The organism is Thermoleptolyngbya sichuanensis A183, from assembly GCF_013177315.1.
Lineage (GTDB): Bacteria > Cyanobacteriota > Cyanobacteriia > Elainellales > Elainellaceae > Thermoleptolyngbya > Thermoleptolyngbya sichuanensis.
Genome location: NZ_CP053661.1, coordinates 2,986,855 through 3,003,544, shown reverse-complemented (window position 1 = coordinate 3,003,544; position 16,690 = coordinate 2,986,855). Strand labels below are relative to the sequence as shown.

14 protein-coding genes are annotated in these 16,690 nt (G+C 53.0%); 9 read left to right on the top strand and 5 right to left on the bottom strand.

Annotation, left to right across the window (positions count from 1 at the left end; translation table 11 throughout):
- Nucleotides 1-22: 22 nt before the first annotated feature.
- Together HPC62_RS12580 and dmeF are read left to right on the top strand one after the other, a co-directional pair.
- A complete protein-coding gene (locus HPC62_RS12580) occupies nucleotides 23-1,195 on the top strand; it encodes a transposase (protein WP_172356152.1) in 1,173 nt (390 codons plus the stop codon).
- Between the two features lie 314 nt (nucleotides 1,196-1,509).
- Nucleotides 1,510-2,508, top strand: coding sequence for a CDF family Co(II)/Ni(II) efflux transporter DmeF (gene dmeF / locus HPC62_RS12575; RefSeq protein WP_172356150.1), 999 nt, complete (start codon nucleotides 1,510-1,512; stop codon nucleotides 2,506-2,508).
- 295 nt (nucleotides 2,509-2,803) lie between these two features.
- Here dmeF and HPC62_RS12570 read toward each other — a convergent pair.
- Both HPC62_RS12570 and HPC62_RS12565 read right to left on the bottom strand, forming a co-directional pair.
- Nucleotides 2,804-3,867 (bottom strand): ISKra4 family transposase gene (locus HPC62_RS12570; protein WP_172355863.1). Its coding sequence is split into 2 segments (ribosomal slippage): nucleotides 2,804-3,711 and nucleotides 3,711-3,867, totalling 1,065 coding nucleotides; the frame shifts between segments, so codons are not numbered across the junction.
- 18 nt (nucleotides 3,868-3,885) lie between these two features.
- Nucleotides 3,886-4,188, bottom strand: coding sequence for a hypothetical protein (locus HPC62_RS12565; RefSeq protein ID WP_216655249.1), 303 nt, complete (start codon nucleotides 4,186-4,188; stop codon nucleotides 3,886-3,888).
- Between the two features lie 703 nt (nucleotides 4,189-4,891).
- Between HPC62_RS12565 and HPC62_RS12560 the strand changes: the two genes are divergently transcribed.
- From HPC62_RS12560 to HPC62_RS12545, 4 genes are all read left to right on the top strand, one after another.
- The gene (locus tag HPC62_RS12560) at nucleotides 4,892-6,334 is read left to right on the top strand and encodes an SLBB domain-containing protein (RefSeq protein WP_172356147.1); all 1,443 of its coding nucleotides are present in this window, start codon (nucleotides 4,892-4,894) and stop codon (nucleotides 6,332-6,334) included.
- A gap of 669 nt (nucleotides 6,335-7,003) precedes the next feature.
- Nucleotides 7,004-8,086, top strand: a complete 1,083-nt coding sequence (gmd, locus tag HPC62_RS12555) for a GDP-mannose 4,6-dehydratase (protein ID WP_172356145.1) — start codon at nucleotides 7,004-7,006, stop codon at nucleotides 8,084-8,086.
- A gap of 120 nt (nucleotides 8,087-8,206) precedes the next feature.
- Nucleotides 8,207-9,160 carry a GDP-L-fucose synthase family protein gene (locus tag HPC62_RS12550; protein ID WP_172356143.1) on the top strand — a complete coding sequence of 318 codons (954 nt, stop codon included), beginning with the start codon at nucleotides 8,207-8,209 and terminating at the stop codon, nucleotides 9,158-9,160.
- Between the two features lie 996 nt (nucleotides 9,161-10,156).
- Nucleotides 10,157-10,954 carry a WecB/TagA/CpsF family glycosyltransferase gene (locus HPC62_RS12545; RefSeq protein WP_172356140.1) on the top strand — a complete coding sequence of 266 codons (798 nt, stop codon included), beginning with the start codon at nucleotides 10,157-10,159 and terminating at the stop codon, nucleotides 10,952-10,954.
- Between the two features lie 90 nt (nucleotides 10,955-11,044).
- On the opposite strand, the gene HPC62_RS12540 is transcribed toward HPC62_RS12545, so the two are convergent.
- The 3 genes from HPC62_RS12540 to HPC62_RS12530 form a co-directional block, all read right to left on the bottom strand.
- Complete coding sequence (locus HPC62_RS12540; protein ID WP_172356138.1) at nucleotides 11,045-12,439, bottom strand: cobyrinate a,c-diamide synthase; 1,395 nt, start codon at nucleotides 12,437-12,439, stop codon at nucleotides 11,045-11,047.
- Nucleotides 12,440-12,529: 90 nt separating this feature from the next.
- Nucleotides 12,530-13,243 (bottom strand): GntR family transcriptional regulator, encoded by a 714-nt coding sequence (locus HPC62_RS12535; RefSeq protein ID WP_172356136.1) that lies wholly within the window; start codon nucleotides 13,241-13,243, stop codon nucleotides 12,530-12,532.
- A gap of 126 nt (nucleotides 13,244-13,369) precedes the next feature.
- Nucleotides 13,370-13,687: a hypothetical protein gene (locus HPC62_RS12530; RefSeq protein WP_172356134.1), complete on the bottom strand. Its 318-nt coding sequence runs from the start codon at nucleotides 13,685-13,687 to the stop codon at nucleotides 13,370-13,372.
- A 706-nt stretch (nucleotides 13,688-14,393) separates the two neighbouring features.
- Between HPC62_RS12530 and HPC62_RS12525 the strand changes: the two genes are divergently transcribed.
- The 3 genes from HPC62_RS12525 to HPC62_RS12515 all read left to right on the top strand — a co-directional run bounded on the left by HPC62_RS12525 (nucleotide 14,394) and on the right by HPC62_RS12515 (nucleotide 16,671).
- Nucleotides 14,394-15,122 (top strand): pentapeptide repeat-containing protein, encoded by a 729-nt coding sequence (locus HPC62_RS12525; protein ID WP_172356132.1) that lies wholly within the window; start codon nucleotides 14,394-14,396, stop codon nucleotides 15,120-15,122.
- Between the two features lie 209 nt (nucleotides 15,123-15,331).
- Entirely contained in the window at nucleotides 15,332-16,042 is a 711-nt protein-coding gene (locus HPC62_RS12520) for a hypothetical protein (RefSeq protein ID WP_216655248.1), read from the top strand.
- Nucleotides 16,043-16,170: 128 nt separating this feature from the next.
- Nucleotides 16,171-16,671 (top strand): helix-turn-helix domain-containing protein, encoded by a 501-nt coding sequence (locus HPC62_RS12515; RefSeq protein ID WP_172354232.1) that lies wholly within the window; start codon nucleotides 16,171-16,173, stop codon nucleotides 16,669-16,671.
- Nucleotides 16,672-16,690: the final 19 nt, after the last annotated feature.

Genomic DNA, 16,690 nt, shown 5'->3' with positions numbered 1-16,690 from the left:
ACCACACAAACCAGTCAAATCAATGTCACCGACTTCCCGTCTTTATGATGCGTTGAATGATTTTCTGCGTCAATGCGACATTCAGTGGCAGGATGCTCGCCATCTGCAAACACTGTGCTGGATGATCATTGGCATGATTGGAAGCCAAAACGTTCATCTCAATGGATTTGGGGTGTATGTGAGGAGTCGCGCTCAAATGGCTCAATCCCACCAACGCCGGTTTCGCCGCTGGTTGTCGAATCGGCGGATCAATGTCGCGTCCGCTCATCATGCGCTGATTGGGCAGGCTCTGTCCAACTGGCAGACCCAACGACTCTACTTAAGCCTCGATACAACGGTCGTATGGAATTGTTTCTGCATCGTCTGGGTCGCAGTGGTGTACCGAGGAAGAACGGTTCCGGTCGCTTGGAAAGTGGTGGCGCAATCAAGCAGCACCGTCAGGTTGTGGACGATTCAACGGGTACTGCGGCAAGCGCAACGGCTGATGCCCGAAGGTGTCGCGATTGTCCTTTTGGCAGACCGAGGGTTTGCCGATGGCAAGTTGATGAAATACCTCCGGGAGAATCTGGGTTGGCATTTCCGCATCCGCATCAAACGCTCCTTCCAATTTCAGCACCAAGGGCAGTGGCGCCAGGTATCGTCGGTTCAATTGCAACCAGGACAAGCTTACTTTACGCCTGCAGTGTCGGTGGGTAGAACAAAGCCCTACGACAATGTTTACCTTGCCTTTGCCCACGACAAACTCAGCAGGGAGAATTGGACAATTGTGAGTGATGAGCCGACGAACTTGCAGACGTTTGCCCAATATCGACTGAGATTTCAGGTGGAGGAGTCGTTTTTGGATTTGAAGTCCAACGGGTTTAATCTCGAAGCCTCCAGACTCAGAGACGAGGTTGCCCTTTCCCAGTTGTGTGGGGTAATCGCCTTGACGATGCTGTTCTTAGTTCTCCAAGGGGGGCAAGTGGTCGCATCCGGCAAGCGTCGCCAAGTCGATGCTCACTGGAAGCGCGGCATGAGTTATCTCAAGCTGGGCTGGAATTGGATTCGGCTGGCTATCACTCACCAGTGGAAGATTCACGTTTATCAGTTCCTCTCCTGTTCACCTGACCCTCAACCTGCCATCGCATCAAGGCGACAACACGATGACTCCCTAAAGCGTGAATTCACTGTCCTCAGCCGTATTCCAGCTTCTTAGTTTTGTCAGTCAAGCAGCCCTGAACCCTGTTTTGCCTCTAAAAAAGCTGAAGCCCACTATTATGACCGCATTTGGTTTTCTAGAATTCAATCCTTGTGCTGCCAGCCGACACCCGGGCAGTCCGCATAAAAAGATGTGTCAGGCAGTCAGGGGATCGACTCCGGGCAATCAACGACCTAGAAAGTTTTAAAACTTAGAACAATGCCTAGGGCGATTTGGGTCATCTGGAGCAATCTGTGAGCAACAGGAAATTGATAGGCTAAAGTCAAACTTGGTCGTAAGCTATAGAGACTCAGCTTGCTCTGGTGAGCGCTATGCACATTCACACCCTGGAACCCTGGCAACACCCACACGACTTTTTGATCCGTCAGGATCGGGCAGAACGCAAGACCCAAATTGTGCTGGTTCTGACTGCTGTCACGATGGTTGCTGAGATTGCAGCGGGAACCCTGTTTGGCTCGATGTCGCTGCTGGCCGATGGGTGGCACATGGCAACCCATGTTGCAGCATTTGGAATTACGGTCTTCGCATACCAATACGCCCGGAAACAGGCCAACAATCCCCAATACACCTTTGGCACGGGGAAGGTTAGCGTGCTGGGTGGGTTTACGAGTGCGATCGCCCTGGCGGTGGTAGCGCTGCTGATGGCGATCGAGTCGGGATATCGGCTATTTCAGCCCCAGCAGATTCAGTTTAATGAAGCCCTCTGGGTGGCGCTGCTGGGGTTGGGGGTGAATTTGGTCAGCGCTGTGCTGTTGCAAGATTCCCACGATCCTTCTCATAGCTATTCCCACGACCCTGCGGCTCCTTCTCACCAGCTGCATCTTCCGCACGAGACGGCGCACTCGTCCCATACCGACCACAACCTGCGGGCTGCCTATGTTCACGTCCTGGCAGATGCGCTGACCTCGACGCTGGCGATCGCCGCCCTTCTAGCAGGCAAATTGGGAGGCTGGACTTGGCTCGATCCAATCATGGGCGTGGTCGGCGCAGTGGTGATTGCTCGATGGGCCAATAGTCTGATCCGAGAAACGGGGGCCATCTTGCTAGACGGCGCAACCGATCGCACGGTTCGGCTAGACCTGATCAGCGCCATCGAAGCCGATGCCGACAATCGGGTGGTTGATTTGCATGTGTGGAACGTCAGCCCGGCTCATCTGGCTGCCACCGTTGCGCTAGTCACCCACGAGCCGCAGCCACCAGAGCATTACAAAAACCTGCTGAAACATATCCCCGCGCTCTCTCACGTCATCGTTGAAGTCAATCCCTGCCAGGGAGAGGCCTGCATGAGTCTGTCGTCTAAAGCGCTATGAGAGCGCTGTGAGGCTGTATCTTCTTGCTTCTACACAACTGAGTCATATCAACTCTGTTGGTGTAGGACTTAAGTTTTTTGCGGAGAGGCTACGCCAGCGACTTATTATATTTCTTGATAAAAAATAAACCCATTTCGCTTACTTCCCAATTATGTGCAACGTCTCAAGCCAGATTTTGAGTTCTTGTTCAGCCAGATTTTTATCGGTTAGCTCTTGTTCCTGATGGGCAATGTAGGTGTTCCGAAAGTCGTTGATGCGGGTGACGGTTAGGAGCATCCCACTTTCGATGAAACAGTCAACTGGCGAGCTGTCCATTGAGGTAGGCACAGCGCAGACTCAACATGGCATTAACGGAGGCCGTATTCCAGCGAGCACCCGAAATTTGGAGGCGTCGCCCAATCTGTTTGACAGCCGATTCTACGGCTCCTGATCCAATAGAACAGAGTTGCTCAGCCTGGTAGAACCCATAATTCACGATGCGAGAGCGATGGGTGCTCAGATAGGCTTCAAAATTGCGGGCTTGCTTGCGCCGACAGTCGGCAAAGAGGGCCCTGGCGGCTTCCACTTGACCTTGCCATAACAGCATTTCCGCCGCTGCTAAGCGCTTGAGCGACCCACCGACTTTGTAGAGGTTTTCTTTGAGATGGTACCAATCGAGGATTTCCCAACGGGTCTCAACGGTGGTGAGTTGAGCAAACAGATTCCACACCCCAGCGTGACCATCGCCCAGACAGACCAGTGGGGAGAGCAAGCGTTGAGCGCTGAGATAATCAATCAAGCTGTCATTGTCTTGGAAGAAGGCGTTGTAATAAATCCCCTCCACCCGCACCGCTTTGTAGTCTCGCCACGGGCTATCGGACTCTAGCAGGTCACGCAGACGGACTTTGCCGCCATCAATGCTGACCTCACTGACGCCTTGTTTAGCCTCGGCAGACTCGAACGACTGACGCCCCACCAGACGTTGTTGGGTCGAGTGCCCGACCCGCATCCCGGTCAGGGCTACGATGTCATCCTCTGCATCTTGAAACGATTCGTTGGCACTTAAGCGTAGGTTGGCTTTCTCTAGGCCACCACTGAGACGGCTGTAAGCCTTTACGCCTAACCGTTCTGCCTGACTTTGACGAATCTCAAGGACCCCTACCAAACTCTTCAATCGGCGAACCCGGCCTCGGGCGGGGTAGGCTTTCTGGTTGACAAAAAAAGGGCAACTCGAGGGCTCACCTCCTCTAGCATTTGCCGTCGTACAGTCTGCTCGATGCCTTCTAGACTATCGAGCCCCTCTCGGTTGCTATTGCGATACAAAATCTCGGCGATCTCTGCTGTACAAGTTTCCAATCGCTTTTGGTCTTCAGGTGTCATGGTGAGTCATCCCTGGGGCTACCCTCCCATTCTCACCCTTCGCACTGTTTTCGCGAAAGTGGGATGCTCCCTGACGGTTTCCAGAACTTTGCGTCCGCTCTGAAACCGCAACTGAGTTTTCAAGGCTTCAAACATACCGCCGATTTTCGTGGTGTCATTAAGTGCATAATCTAGACACGATTGCAGCAAGCCAATGAGCGACAAGCCATTATTGAACACCAACGTTCGTTTCAGGTTTTGTGCCAATTTGCGGTAATAGTCCCCTGATTTACGGTCAACACCGCCCAGATAGGGAGCAAACCAGGCTTTTTGGTCATCCACGATAATGGATATCTCTGATTGCAGTCGCCTTACCAGACGGTCTTTCACCCTGGTTGACTGACAAAGGTTACTTAAAAGCCGCTGGCTACACAACAGTCGTCTGAACGTTTATCGCTTGTACAAGCCGTTGATTCAGGCAGTGTTAGCGGATTGGGCTGAAGCGTGTCTGTACCTGAGTTTGGACACCTCGCCCTGTCTGCGCCCTCTCTCGCCTCTGGTTTCTCTTGGCGGTCGCGACCCTTTATGCCACTGCCCAAGGGATCGAGGTGGTCGCAACGGGTAAACGTCGTTGGGTTGACCCTCATTGGTTTCGCGGCAATAGCTACTTTCGGATTGGTTGGGATTGGGTAAAAGCAGCTTTAGAAAATGGTTGACAACTCATTCATCATGTCCGTTTCAGCCATAGCTGCGATCCTCAACCCCCGATGGACTCTCGCAAACAGCATGAGCGGCGCACCGACCGAATCGAGTTCAGAATACGCACGTACTGCTATGCCGTCGATTAGTTTTGTCAGTTAGCCAGCACTGGGCCTCATTGGGATATTAGTCGTTGTATTCCCTTCATGAACTTCGCGTATTAATCCGGTTGCGAGTCCTTGGCAGTGTAAATAGCAGAAGAAAGCGTGCCCCCCTTACGGTTTTTTCGGATAACTTCCGTAAACGCTGGTGTCTTTTCTGCCAATCTTCCGGACGTTTTACCGCAATGTCTAACTTCCAAAAACACACTGCCTCCGTTGCAAGTGCGCTGATCGTGTTGAGCGGTGTTGCCTTGCCTGCCCATAGCCAGTTGCAGCCCGCAGCGCCAATTTCTGTTTCCCAGTCTGTGTTTGTTGAGGATGCTTATACCCTGGGGCCGAGCGATCGCATTCAGGTCACCCTCTTTCGAGTGCCAGAATACACTGGCCCCCAGCAAGTTTTGGTAGACGGCACGCTCAACTTGCCCCTGGCCGGGTCTGTGTTTGTAGAAGGACTGACGCTTCAGCAGGCCGCAGCGGCAATTTCTGCCCGCTATGCGCCGTTTTATCGCCGTCCGATTGTCACCCTCAGCCTGCTGTCTCCCCGCCCGATTCGCTATAGCGTCGCTGGAGAAATCGATCGCCCCGGATCTTACACCTTCAACATATCGGGCGATCAGGGGGGGCAAACGCTTACTACCGCTAGGTTGCCAACGCTGACGACTGCTCTGCAAAATGCAGGGGGAGTTACCTCCTCTGCCAATGTCCGCCAAATTCAAATTCGCCGCACCCAGCGCCTCAGCCCGACCCAAAGCACGACACAACTGATTACTGTGAACCTCTGGGAGTTGTTGCAAGAGGGCGACCTGACCCAAGACATTACCCTCCGAGACGGCGACACGATTCAGATCCCAGCGGCAAGCACGCTGAATCTGGCGGAAACTCGCCGCTTGGCAGGAGCCAATCTGTATGCCGCAACGCGCCGCCCGATTGACATTGTGGTGGTGGGTGAGGTGAAGCGGCCGGGCACGCATACTCTAGCGCTTGGCACGGGCGGCAATAATGCTGAAGCGCTGATTCCCACAGTGACTCGCGCGATTCAGGTGGCAGGTGGCATTACCGAAACGGCGAATGTCCGACAGATCCAAGTGCGCCGACAAACCGCTAGTGGTCGTGTGCAAACGCTGGATGTCGATCTCTGGGATCTGCTGCAAACGGGCAATGTGAATCAGGATACAGTTTTGCAAAACGGCGATACGGTCTATATTCCGGTTGCGACTGCGCTCGATCCGGCTGAGGCAACGGAACTTGCAGCCGCAACCTTCTCGCCCGCGTCGATTCAGGTCTACGTGGTGGGCGAGGTGAACCAGCCTGGAATTGTGGAAGTTCCCCCGAATACGCCACTCAATCAGGCGATTTTGGCGGCGGGTGGTTTTAACAATCGTCGGGCTCGGCGCGATTCGGTGAAGCTGATCCGATTGAATCCTGATGGAACGGTGGCAGAACGCACGATTGAAATCGACTTTGCCAATGCATTGAATGATGCGGATAATCCAGCCTTGCGAGGTAACGATGTGATTGTGGTTGGGCGATCGGGATTGGCCAGCTTCTCAGACACCTTGGGAACGATTACAACACCCATTGGGCAGATTTTTCCGATTGTGAATATTCTGCGATTGTTTGGCCTTTAGTGGTTTGGAAAAGGTGCGTAGAGGCGATCGCTATTTGAAGTGAAAAATTTCGTTGACGAATCTCATTTCAAATGGCGATTTCAACCACAGCCAATAAATTTAATCCAATGAATTTAATCGGATTATTCTGGCTAAAATCGTGTATTTCTACACGTTGTTATCTTGAAATATCTGGGCAAATTAGTTCCTATTCCGCAGATTTTTACTTGTTGAATAAAACCAGGTTTTCCTGATCAATCACTTGAATTTAAAGATATTTTATCCGGATTTCCGATCGTTTTTAAGAAAGATTACTTGACCGACTTCAAATCATAGAATTTGGGCACTGGATTGACCAGAGTTGTTTCCCAGAGTTATTTCATAGATAGCCATCCGGCAGATGGATACCTTAATGAATCCTTAGTGGATTGATAGTTACATAGTTCAAGAACAATAATTTGGAAGGTAGGAGTAGAAGCGGAACAGAACCAAGGGCGATCGCCACCCACTGAAATTGAGCTTCTAAGTAGGTAGACATTAATAAATATAAATCCCAAAGACCCTGCGCCGCCCGCGCAGCGGGCGGCGCAGGGTTCAGGATCTGTTTTTTAATCTGGTCTACCTACTTATCAGAAGAAATGCACATAGAAGCAGAATGCCAGTCTTACTGCTAACAATACGAGGCCATTCATGACCTACAAAAAGCACGCACTGATCACAGGCATCACAGGACAAGACGGGTCATACCTGAGCGAGATGCTCCTAGAGAAGGGATACGAAGTCCACGGCATCATCCGCCGCACCTCCACCTTCAACACCGACCGCATCGACCATATCTACGAAGACCCCCACAACGAAAACGCCCGCCTGTTTCTGCACTACGGCGACCTGACCGACGGCACCACCCTGCGGCGCATCCTCGAACACGTGCAGCCCCACGAAATCTACAACCTAGGCGCACAATCCCACGTGCGCGTCAGCTTCGATGCCCCCGAATACACCGCCGATGCCGTCGGCATGGGCACCCTGCGGCTCCTAGAAGCCCTGCGGGACTACCAGCAGCGCACCGGCAACGAAGTCCGCTTCTACCAAGCAGGCTCCTCCGAAATGTACGGCAAAGTGCAAGCCGTGCCCCAAAGCGAAAGCACCCCCTTCTACCCGCGCAGCCCCTACGCCTGCGCCAAAGTCTACGCCCACTGGCAAACCGTTAACTACCGCGAATCCTACGGTCTGTTCGCCTGCAACGGCATCCTGTTCAACCACGAATCTCCCCGCCGGGGCGAAACCTTTGTCACCCGCAAAATCACCCGCGCCGTCGCCCGCATCGTCGCCGGTCAGCAAAAGAAACTCTACATGGGCAACCTAGATGCCAAACGGGACTGGGGCTACGCCAAAGACTACGTGCAAGCCATGTGGCTAATGCTGCAACAAGACCAGCCCGACGACTATGTCGTTGCCACTGGCGAAACCCACGAAGTGAGAGAATTCCTGGAACTCGCCTTTGGTTACGTCAACCTCAACTGGCAAGACTACGTCGAGTTCGACGAACGCTACCTGCGCCCCGCCGAAGTTGACCTGCTGATTGGCGACCCCACCAAAGCCAAGACCCAACTCGGCTGGCAGCCCAGCGTCAGCTTCGAGCAGTTGGTCTACCTGATGGTCGAAGCCGACCTCAAAGCCCTGGGTCTCATCCCCCTCAACGGCAACAGCGCCCAGACCGTCCTCGACCACGCCACCATCCGGCAAGCCGCAGGCACAAGCGCAACGCCCTAGGGAAAGAACGAAGAGGGAAAAACGAAAAACGAAAAACGAAAAACGAAAACCCGCTCTTCCCTCTTCCCTCTTCCCTCTTCCCTCTTCCCTCTTCCCTCTTCCCTCTTCCCTCTTTCCCCTATGCCCCTCTCCTTCTCCAACCAACGAATTCTCGTCACGGGCGGTGCCGGATTCCTCGGCAAGCAGGTGGTGAACCAACTCATCCACGCGGGTGCCGACCCCGCCAAGATTACGGTGCCCCGCTCTCGCGACTATGACCTGACGCAGATGGAGGCGTGCCGTCGCGCCGTTGACCAGCAAGACATTGTGATTCATCTCGCAGCCCATGTCGGCGGCATCGGGCTGAATCGGGAAAAGCCTGCGGAACTGTTCTACGACAACCTGATGATGGGGGCGCAACTGATTCATGCTGCCTATGAAGCGGGGGTGAAGAAGTTTACCTGTGTGGGCACGATTTGCGCCTATCCCAAGTTCACGCCTGTGCCGTTCAAGGAAGATGACCTGTGGAATGGCTACCCGGAGGAGACCAATGCTCCCTATGGGGTGGCGAAGAAGGCGCTGTTGGTGCAGCTTCAGGCGTATCGTCAGCAGTATGGGTTTGATGGCATTTACCTGCTGCCGGTGAATCTGTATGGACCGGAGGATAATTTTGACCCGCGCAGTTCTCATGTGATTCCGGCGCTGATTCGCAAGGTGCATGAGGCGCAGTTGCGCGGGGAGAGGACGATTCCGGTGTGGGGGGATGGTTCGCCGACGCGGGAGTTTCTCTATTCCACCGATGCGGCGCGGGGGATTGTGATGGGGACGCAGTTCTATGCGGAGCCGGAGCCTGTGAATTTGGGGACGGGCTATGAGATTTCTATCAAGGATCTGATTACGCTGATTTGTGAACTGATGGACTATGACGGGGAACTGGTTTGGGAGACTGATAAGCCCAATGGGCAGCCCCGCAGGTGTCTCGATACGCAGCGGGCTAAGGATAAGTTTGGCTTTACCGCAGAGGTGGAGTTTAGGGAGGGACTACGGAACACGATCCACTGGTATCGAAATCATGCCAGTAGGATTACAGGTTAGCTGGATAAAGGTTGATTAAGATTCGGTAAAGTTTAGCTTGAGGTCTGTAGCTTGAGGTCTATCGCTAGAACAGTCTAAAGCAGTCGCGAAAGATTGACACGGGAACAATCCGACGTAATCAGAGTCTATCCAACGGGCACTGGATACTGCGATCCCTTTCAGGATATTTGCGTAATGTAAATTGTGTAAAAATAGCGGAGTCAGGTGAAACTTCGAGCTTTTTTCTGTAGAATTACGGAAGTATCTACCAAGCTATCTTTACAAGAGCAGGGTCATCTCCGCTGGTTTCGTTCACTGGGGTTATCTATCCAGTTTCCTAATCTTGGGATCTGCCTGTATCTACCGCTTCATCTCTCTTGTAAACCGTTTCAGGTGTTGTGCTAGCAAGGTTGTCGATCGTGCGATCGCCCTATTCAGAAAGCTTGAGATTTTTTGAGCGGTTTTGAACCTAACGTAAAAGCGCCGCCAGCATTTACCTTATAAAGCATCTGCCCTATAAAGCATCTATCTCTACATCAAGCTTTGGCTGCTTTTTCAATGCCTGCTGCATCTGACAGCCATTAAGGGGCCTATATCAATTCTCGATTTTAGATTTGTGATTTTGGGATTGCCGGTCAAGCATCTGTAGAGCTTCCAGTAATTTCATTCGCAGCGCTACTGGCGAAAGTTGATCATTGAGCATCAGCCAGGCCTTGAACCTACAATGAGCGCTTTATCGCGCACGAAACTACATGAAGTTATGAGTAGGCAACTGCTGCTTTTCCAGTAGCGCCTCATGACTTATTTTCATCTACTGCTCTCTTCGCTCTTCTACCACTCTACTGAGGGTTATTAGATAGGGGAAGATTTCCCATTTCATTTTGATAGGTTCATTGAGCTTTGGTTGAATGCAAAGCGCCTTTTAAGCGCTCAATCGGATCAGGGAATTACTGCAACTGAATAGTGAGCATCTCCACATCAATTCACGAAGTTCAGTTTATCCCGAAGTGTTAACTTATGATGTCCCAGAGCAAGCCTCCAACTCAGAATGTGATTGGGTTTCCAGTTACAGCTCTTAGCTTTTATGAACAGATAGATTGGATGCTGGAATGGGCCGCGCAGCGCTTGAGTAAGACCGTCTGCGTTGCCAATGTGCATATGCTGATGGAAGCAACCTGGAACAAAGAGTTTGGCGCTATTTTGTCGGGCAGCGATATGGTAACGCCGGATGGAATGCCGCTTGTTTGGTTGATGAGTTGGATGGGGCGCTATCGGCAAGACAGAGTGGCTGGCATGGATATTATCTTGGGGCTTTGTGGGCGATCGCCCTCTCGAAACGTCAGCATCTTTTTCCTGGGCTCCGATGCAAACACCTTACAAAAAATGCGCCAACGGCTGCGCCACGAATTTCCAAATCTGGAGATTGCAGGCATGGAACCGTTGCCCTTTCGCCCGCTTACTCCTCAGGAAGATGAGAACATTACGCGGCTAATCAACGAGAGCGGCGCAGGCATCGTGATGGTGTCGCTGGGCTGCCCAAAACAGGAGCAATGGATCAGCGATCACAAAGACAAAGTGAATGCGGTGATGATTGGGCTGGGTGGGGCATTTCCTGTCTATGCAGGGGTGCAAAAGTGGGCACCGGAAATCGTCAGGCAATTGGGATTTGAATGGCTCTATCGTTTAATTCAAGAGCCAGGACGTTTGTGGAAACGTTATGCAAAGACAATTCCGCCATTTGCAGTTCTGGCACTGTTGCAAGTTGTGAGTACGCTGAGTCGTGAGGACATGAGTCTGCAAACTCGCAGCAGATAGCTTGGAGATTTGTCAGACGCAATCAGCCAACGGCTTGGTGCAGCAGAGGTCGCACCTTTGGCTTGGCCCAAGCATCTAGCCTAGGCGGCTTCAGGTAGCCGGATGGTTGCCACACGCTGCGACAAACTGGGCTGCTAGCTCCGGCCGCGCTCCCCAGTGGACGTGCAGATAAGAGGCGTGCAGGGTGGGCGACTGCCAGCCTTCGGGAATGGCAGGGCTTTGGGGGTCGTAGGGTTGCAGGTGATAGAGCGGGGTTTCGGAGGAGTGAGTCAGGTGCGATCGGTGAAACTCGTGCCCCCAAAGCGTTTCGCCCTGGCGATAGAGGAAGGTGTCTTGCTGGGCGATCGCCCGTCGATAGCCGAGCATCAGCCGCTTGCCCATGACCGCTTCTGTTGGCAAAACGCCCGCCATCTCCCAGGCGTTTCCGTCAAAATCCACAATGTTTTGGCTGAGGTACATTAACCCGCCGCACTCCGCATAGGTCGGCAGCCCTGCCCGAATGGCGGCTCCCACGGCTGCCCGTGCCGCTGGGTTGGCTGCCAGTTCTGCGGCAAACACTTCCGGGAAGCCGCCGCCGAAGTATAGCCCGCCTACGCCCTCTGGCAAAGCTGCATCTTGCAGTGGACTCCAGAACACCAGTTCAGCGCCCAGCCGCTCCAGCAGTTCCAGGTTATCGGCATAGTAGAAGCTGAAGGCGCGATCGCGGGCAACGGCCAGGCGGATTTTGGATTTTGGATTTTGGATTTTGGCATCGGCGGTGGGTATTGGTGGGGGCGGCGTTTCGATTTTGCCAAGTTTGCCAAGTTTGCCAATTCTGAGTAAGGGGCGCAGCAGGTTCCAGTCGAAGCTGGTTTCTGCTAGGGACGCGAGGCGATCGCACAAGGGTCTTAGCTCCGGCAGTTCGTCTGTGGGCACGAGTCCCAAATGGCGATCGGGGAGGGCGATTTCGTCTTGGCGACGCAGCACGCCGAGGATGGGCAAGTCCAGCGGCTCCAGTGCCTCTTTGAGCAAGGTTAGATGGCGATCGCTGCCTACCCGATTTAGCACTACGCCCGCGATGGATAAACGCGGGTCAAAGCTGCGATATCCGTGGGCGATCGCCGCCACCGAACGCGACATTCGGGCACAATCCAGCAGCAGCAGCACGGGCAGGTTCAGCAGCCGGGCCACCTGGGCCGTGCTGGCTACGTCTTCGCGGCCGCTGGCCCCGTCGAATAGCCCCATCACCCCTTCGACTAGGGCAAATTCTGCGTCCTGACTTGCAGAGGTAAAGCACTGCTGCACATAGGTTTCGGAGGTCAGCAGTGGATCGAGATTGCGGCAGGCGCGACCCGTAATAAACTGATGGAACATGGGGTCGATGTAGTCTGGCCCCACCTTGAACGACTGGACGCGATCGCCCCATCGGGTCAATGCCGCCAGCAGCGCCATCGTTACCGTCGTCTTGCCTACACCGCTGCGTTCTCCTGCCACCACCAGCGCCATTGTTGCATCCCAGCCACGTCACTACAGCGTCATTTTAGCGTTCGACGGATTGCATCGAGGACGTGCGCCTTTGCATCCTTGATAAATGCTTTAGAATGATTCCCCCCGGCGAATTTCCAGGGAATAGCAAAAGCGATCGCCCCGTGAAATGGTTTCCCCGTAGGCAACGGGGCGATCGCCCGTGGTAAAGGCGGTGTGGCGATAGACAATCAGCGGATGTCCCAGCGGAACCTCTAAATGCAGGCTCTCTTCTGGATTGGCATAGGTGCATTCTAGGATGGCTTCTATGCGGGCGATCGCAATGCCGTGCTGCTCCAGCACCGGAAACGTCATTTGATGGGCTGAATCGACCGCAAAAAATGTTTCAAACGGCGGCGGCACATAGGTCAAGTCCAGCGCTCCGGGTGCGCCGTTAATCTCCAGCAGTTTCTTTTGAAAATAGGCAGTGGGCGTTTCAAACAAGTGCTGAGCGACGACGGGAACCTCGACCAGACCAGACTCCAGCCGCTTCGCCAAAAGCGAAATGCCTTGCTGCGCCATGTCCGCTTCCAAAAACACCATCGGGCTAGACAGGGAGTAGGTGACCTTGCGCCGCTCCGTAACAAACACGCCCTTACCCTGGCGAGAGACGACGAGGCCCTGGCTGATGAGATTGGCGATCGCCTGTCGAATCGTCGTTCGGCTCACCCCAAACCGCTCCACCAGTTGGTATTCGCTGGGCAGTTGTTCTCCTGGCGGATAGTCGCCGCCGAGAATTTGGCAACGGAGTTGTTCAGAAATTGCAAGATGCAGCGGAGTGGACATGCTATCGGCTGGGTAGACTTGGTATGCAACCAGTCTACGAAACCAGCCAATCTATGCAAGAACAGTCCACAAAAAAATTGGCGCAGCGCGTCAACTATTCTGGACAAGAACTATTCTGGACGAGAACTATTCTGGACGAGTTGATAGAAACTCCGCGATTAAACCAGACATAGAATCCTGTTTTTGCTTTGCCTTCTTGTGAGAATTCTGGATGCTTCGTATGCCGCCTGCCACCAGCAAACCCGATAGCGCACTTCCCAAAATGCAAAGCCCAATATTTCGCACAGCAATATTTCGATATTGCTCCTTTAAGGCTAGTTCTTGGGGCATTTCGGATGAGGGCAGGGTGTTGTAGTTCGTTACAGCCGTGACAGACAATCCAAAGACAACCCCAGCCGTGAGCAATGAGGGAATCAAGATTGTTTTGATGGGAGACTGGCTCATCTTAGTACACGTTAGAGAAAATTCTCGACAGATATTTTTCACTTTGCCTTCTCAGCAATGTTGCTGATTTGATGCCGCAAATTTGATTTTGCTGATTTGACGACATCGCCTCGGCTCTAAGAGGGTGTTTGAAAAGGTATCGCCTGTAATGTTAAGCACTTAGAGATCCCCCTAGCTCCCCTTAAAAAGGGGAGAAACCGCCTTAAAGTCCCCCTTTTTAAGGGGGATTTAGGGGAATCTTACACGCTTTGCTACAAACAGTAGGACTTTTCAAACATCCTCTAAAGCTAGAGAGGAAGCAGTAGCAGATTGCTGCAACATCGCAGCCTGACTAGGCATAGTATAGTAATCCACTCAGCGCAATGGCTGTTATCAATTGCCTAGTTGGCTGATCTTTACAAGAAAAATAGCCATATAAAAACTAGATGATCAGCCGCTTTATCTTTATCAAGTCTTGATTTAAATCTTCCGGTTGCGCTGTAAAAAACTGCTCGCTCGAAACAGTTGATTTGCAATCGGCTCACTCTCCGGATCTGAATCAATCGAATTGAAAAGGTTGATAAAGGTTGTCAAAAGCTGTCATTTTTGCTGAAAAATACTTGATGATTTTCTAATTCGATCTGCTTGCCTCCAAGAGGCAAGATAGAGTCTGAATCCACAAGCTTTGTTCTGAGACATTGGCGATCGCCCCCCAAGTTCTAGCCTTATGGATAAGAGATTTAGCCTGTTCATCATCGTGGTTCTGGGGTCTGTAGCCGCCATGCTGGGTATTCCTGGACTCCGAGCATTCCTGACAGGCTTTGCTCGTCCGGAGCCGTCTAGAATAGTTGCTTCCGAAACAGGTTCTCTCACAGGTTCTCTGTCTCAGCGGCTGCAAAGCGGCAATCTAGAACGCCTGAAGCAAACGCGCAAGTGTCCCCGCTGCAACCTGAGTGGGGTGGATTTGAGCGGACTCGACCTGAGCCGGGTTGACCTGCGAGAGGCAAACCTGACGGCCGCTAAGTTTGACAACACCAAGTTAATTAATGCCCAGCTAACCCGATCCAATCTGACCGATGCTAGTCTACAAAGTGCCAATCTTCAGGGTGCAGATTTGCAAGGCGCGGTGCTGAATCGCACCAACTTTCGGAACGCTCAGATGATGCACGCCACCTTAGAAAAAGCAGACTTGCAGCAGGCAACGCTGACCGGAGCCGAGATGCGGGCCGCCAACCTGACAGATAGCCAAATGGAACGGGCGAACCTAAGGCAAACCAGCCTCTACGGCGCATTGCTGAGTCGGGCAAATCTGGCGATCGCCGATCTAAGCGATTCCGATCTGCGCTATGCCAACTTCCTGGATGCCAATCTACAGGGCGCAAACCTCAGCAACGCCCAGCTAGAGTTTGCCATTATGCCCAACGGCAGCACCTATCAGGGTACTGTGCCCTATTAAATACCCGATTAGTAAATACCCGATTAGTAAATACCCAATTAGTAAATACCCGATTAATTCTCTATTAACCTTGCCAAAACTCCAATCAAGCAGGTTCTAGCCTCATTCCGTTTCGCTGAGTTGTTATGTTACTTTCTATATCACCGCTACGGGATCGATTACGTTCGCTAGACTATCGCACTGCCCGACATTTCCTACAGGCTGGTGCGGTGTTGGCAGCGGTCTTGCTCCTGTCTCGCTTCTGTCAGCCAGGACGGTTTTCGCTGGGTTCTCGAAGTGATATTGATCTGCAACTCAGCGTGTCGTCAGAGGGTTCCGGTGTGTACGCGATCGCTGGTACAACCAATCTTCCTGATAATGCTCGATTGGCGATCGCCGCTGTTCGCTATCTGGAGCCAGCGCGACAGTCTGGCGTTTCCTCCAACGCGAAGCCCAGTTATTCCATCCTGGCCTATCAGACGGCAACCGTGACCAATGGCCAATGGCAGGCCCGGCTTAACTTGTGGCAGGTTGCGGAGGATGGTCGCTATCAGGAATCGTGGCAATTTGAGCAAGCTGCCCTCCGGCTGAATTTGGAACCCAGCCAAGACGTGATCTTTTTGGCAACGCTGAACCCGGTCGGCAAAGTCGAGCAACTGCCCGCGCTAGAACAGCAGCTTCGCAATAAAAAGCTGACCATCAGCGGCAAACATCTCTACACCGCCGCGGACGGGCAGCACTATATCCAGGTGCATCAAGCGCAGCCTGTTGCCCTGCCTGCCGACCGCACCACTCCGCCCGTCCGTCGCCCCGAAGACCTAAACGGCGGCTGGGGTGAGCGCTATTTGATGCCCGGTGAGCCGCCCAATCCCTACGTGCTGGAACAGCCGACAGAGCGACAGACCGATGCGCCCATGCGCCGCGAGGAATTTTTGTGGTGAGGGTGTTGGATTTTGGATTTTGGATTTTGGATTTTAGATTTTGGGTTGCCGATTTTGGGCTGCTCGTTTAGCTAATATCAAATCTCCAAAGATCTGCTACATGTAAGAAGACGTTAGAGCGAGCCGCCATGAGTGGAGTCCTCAAAATCGATATCGCTGAAACAGCAGAAGAACTAAAAGCCGTCTTGGAACAACAGCAACGGTCATCACAGCGCCGTAAAGTACAGGTGTTGTGGTGGTTAAAAACCGGACAAGCGAAGAGCGTTGAGCAGTTAGCCCAACTGAGCGGTTGCCATCGCACGACCGTGTCTCGTTGGCTGAGCCAGTATCGACAGAGTGGACTCGAAGCGTTGGTGAAGGTGGCATCTCGCAGTGGACGACCGCGAGCGATTAGCGGTGAAGTCCTGGCATCTTTGGAACGGGAACTGCAAGATCCAGAAGGCTTTAGCAGTTATGGAGCAGTGCAGCAGTGGCTCGCAGCGGTGCATGGTCAACCCGTCCCCTACAAGACGGTGCATAAGACGGTGCGCTATCGGCTCAAAGCGAAGCTCAAAGTGCCCCGTCCGGTGTCAAAGAAGCAGACTCCTGGGGCGTGCGAGTCCGTTCAGCAAACCTTGCAGCCCAGATAAGCCAGTCGATTCCGCCAGC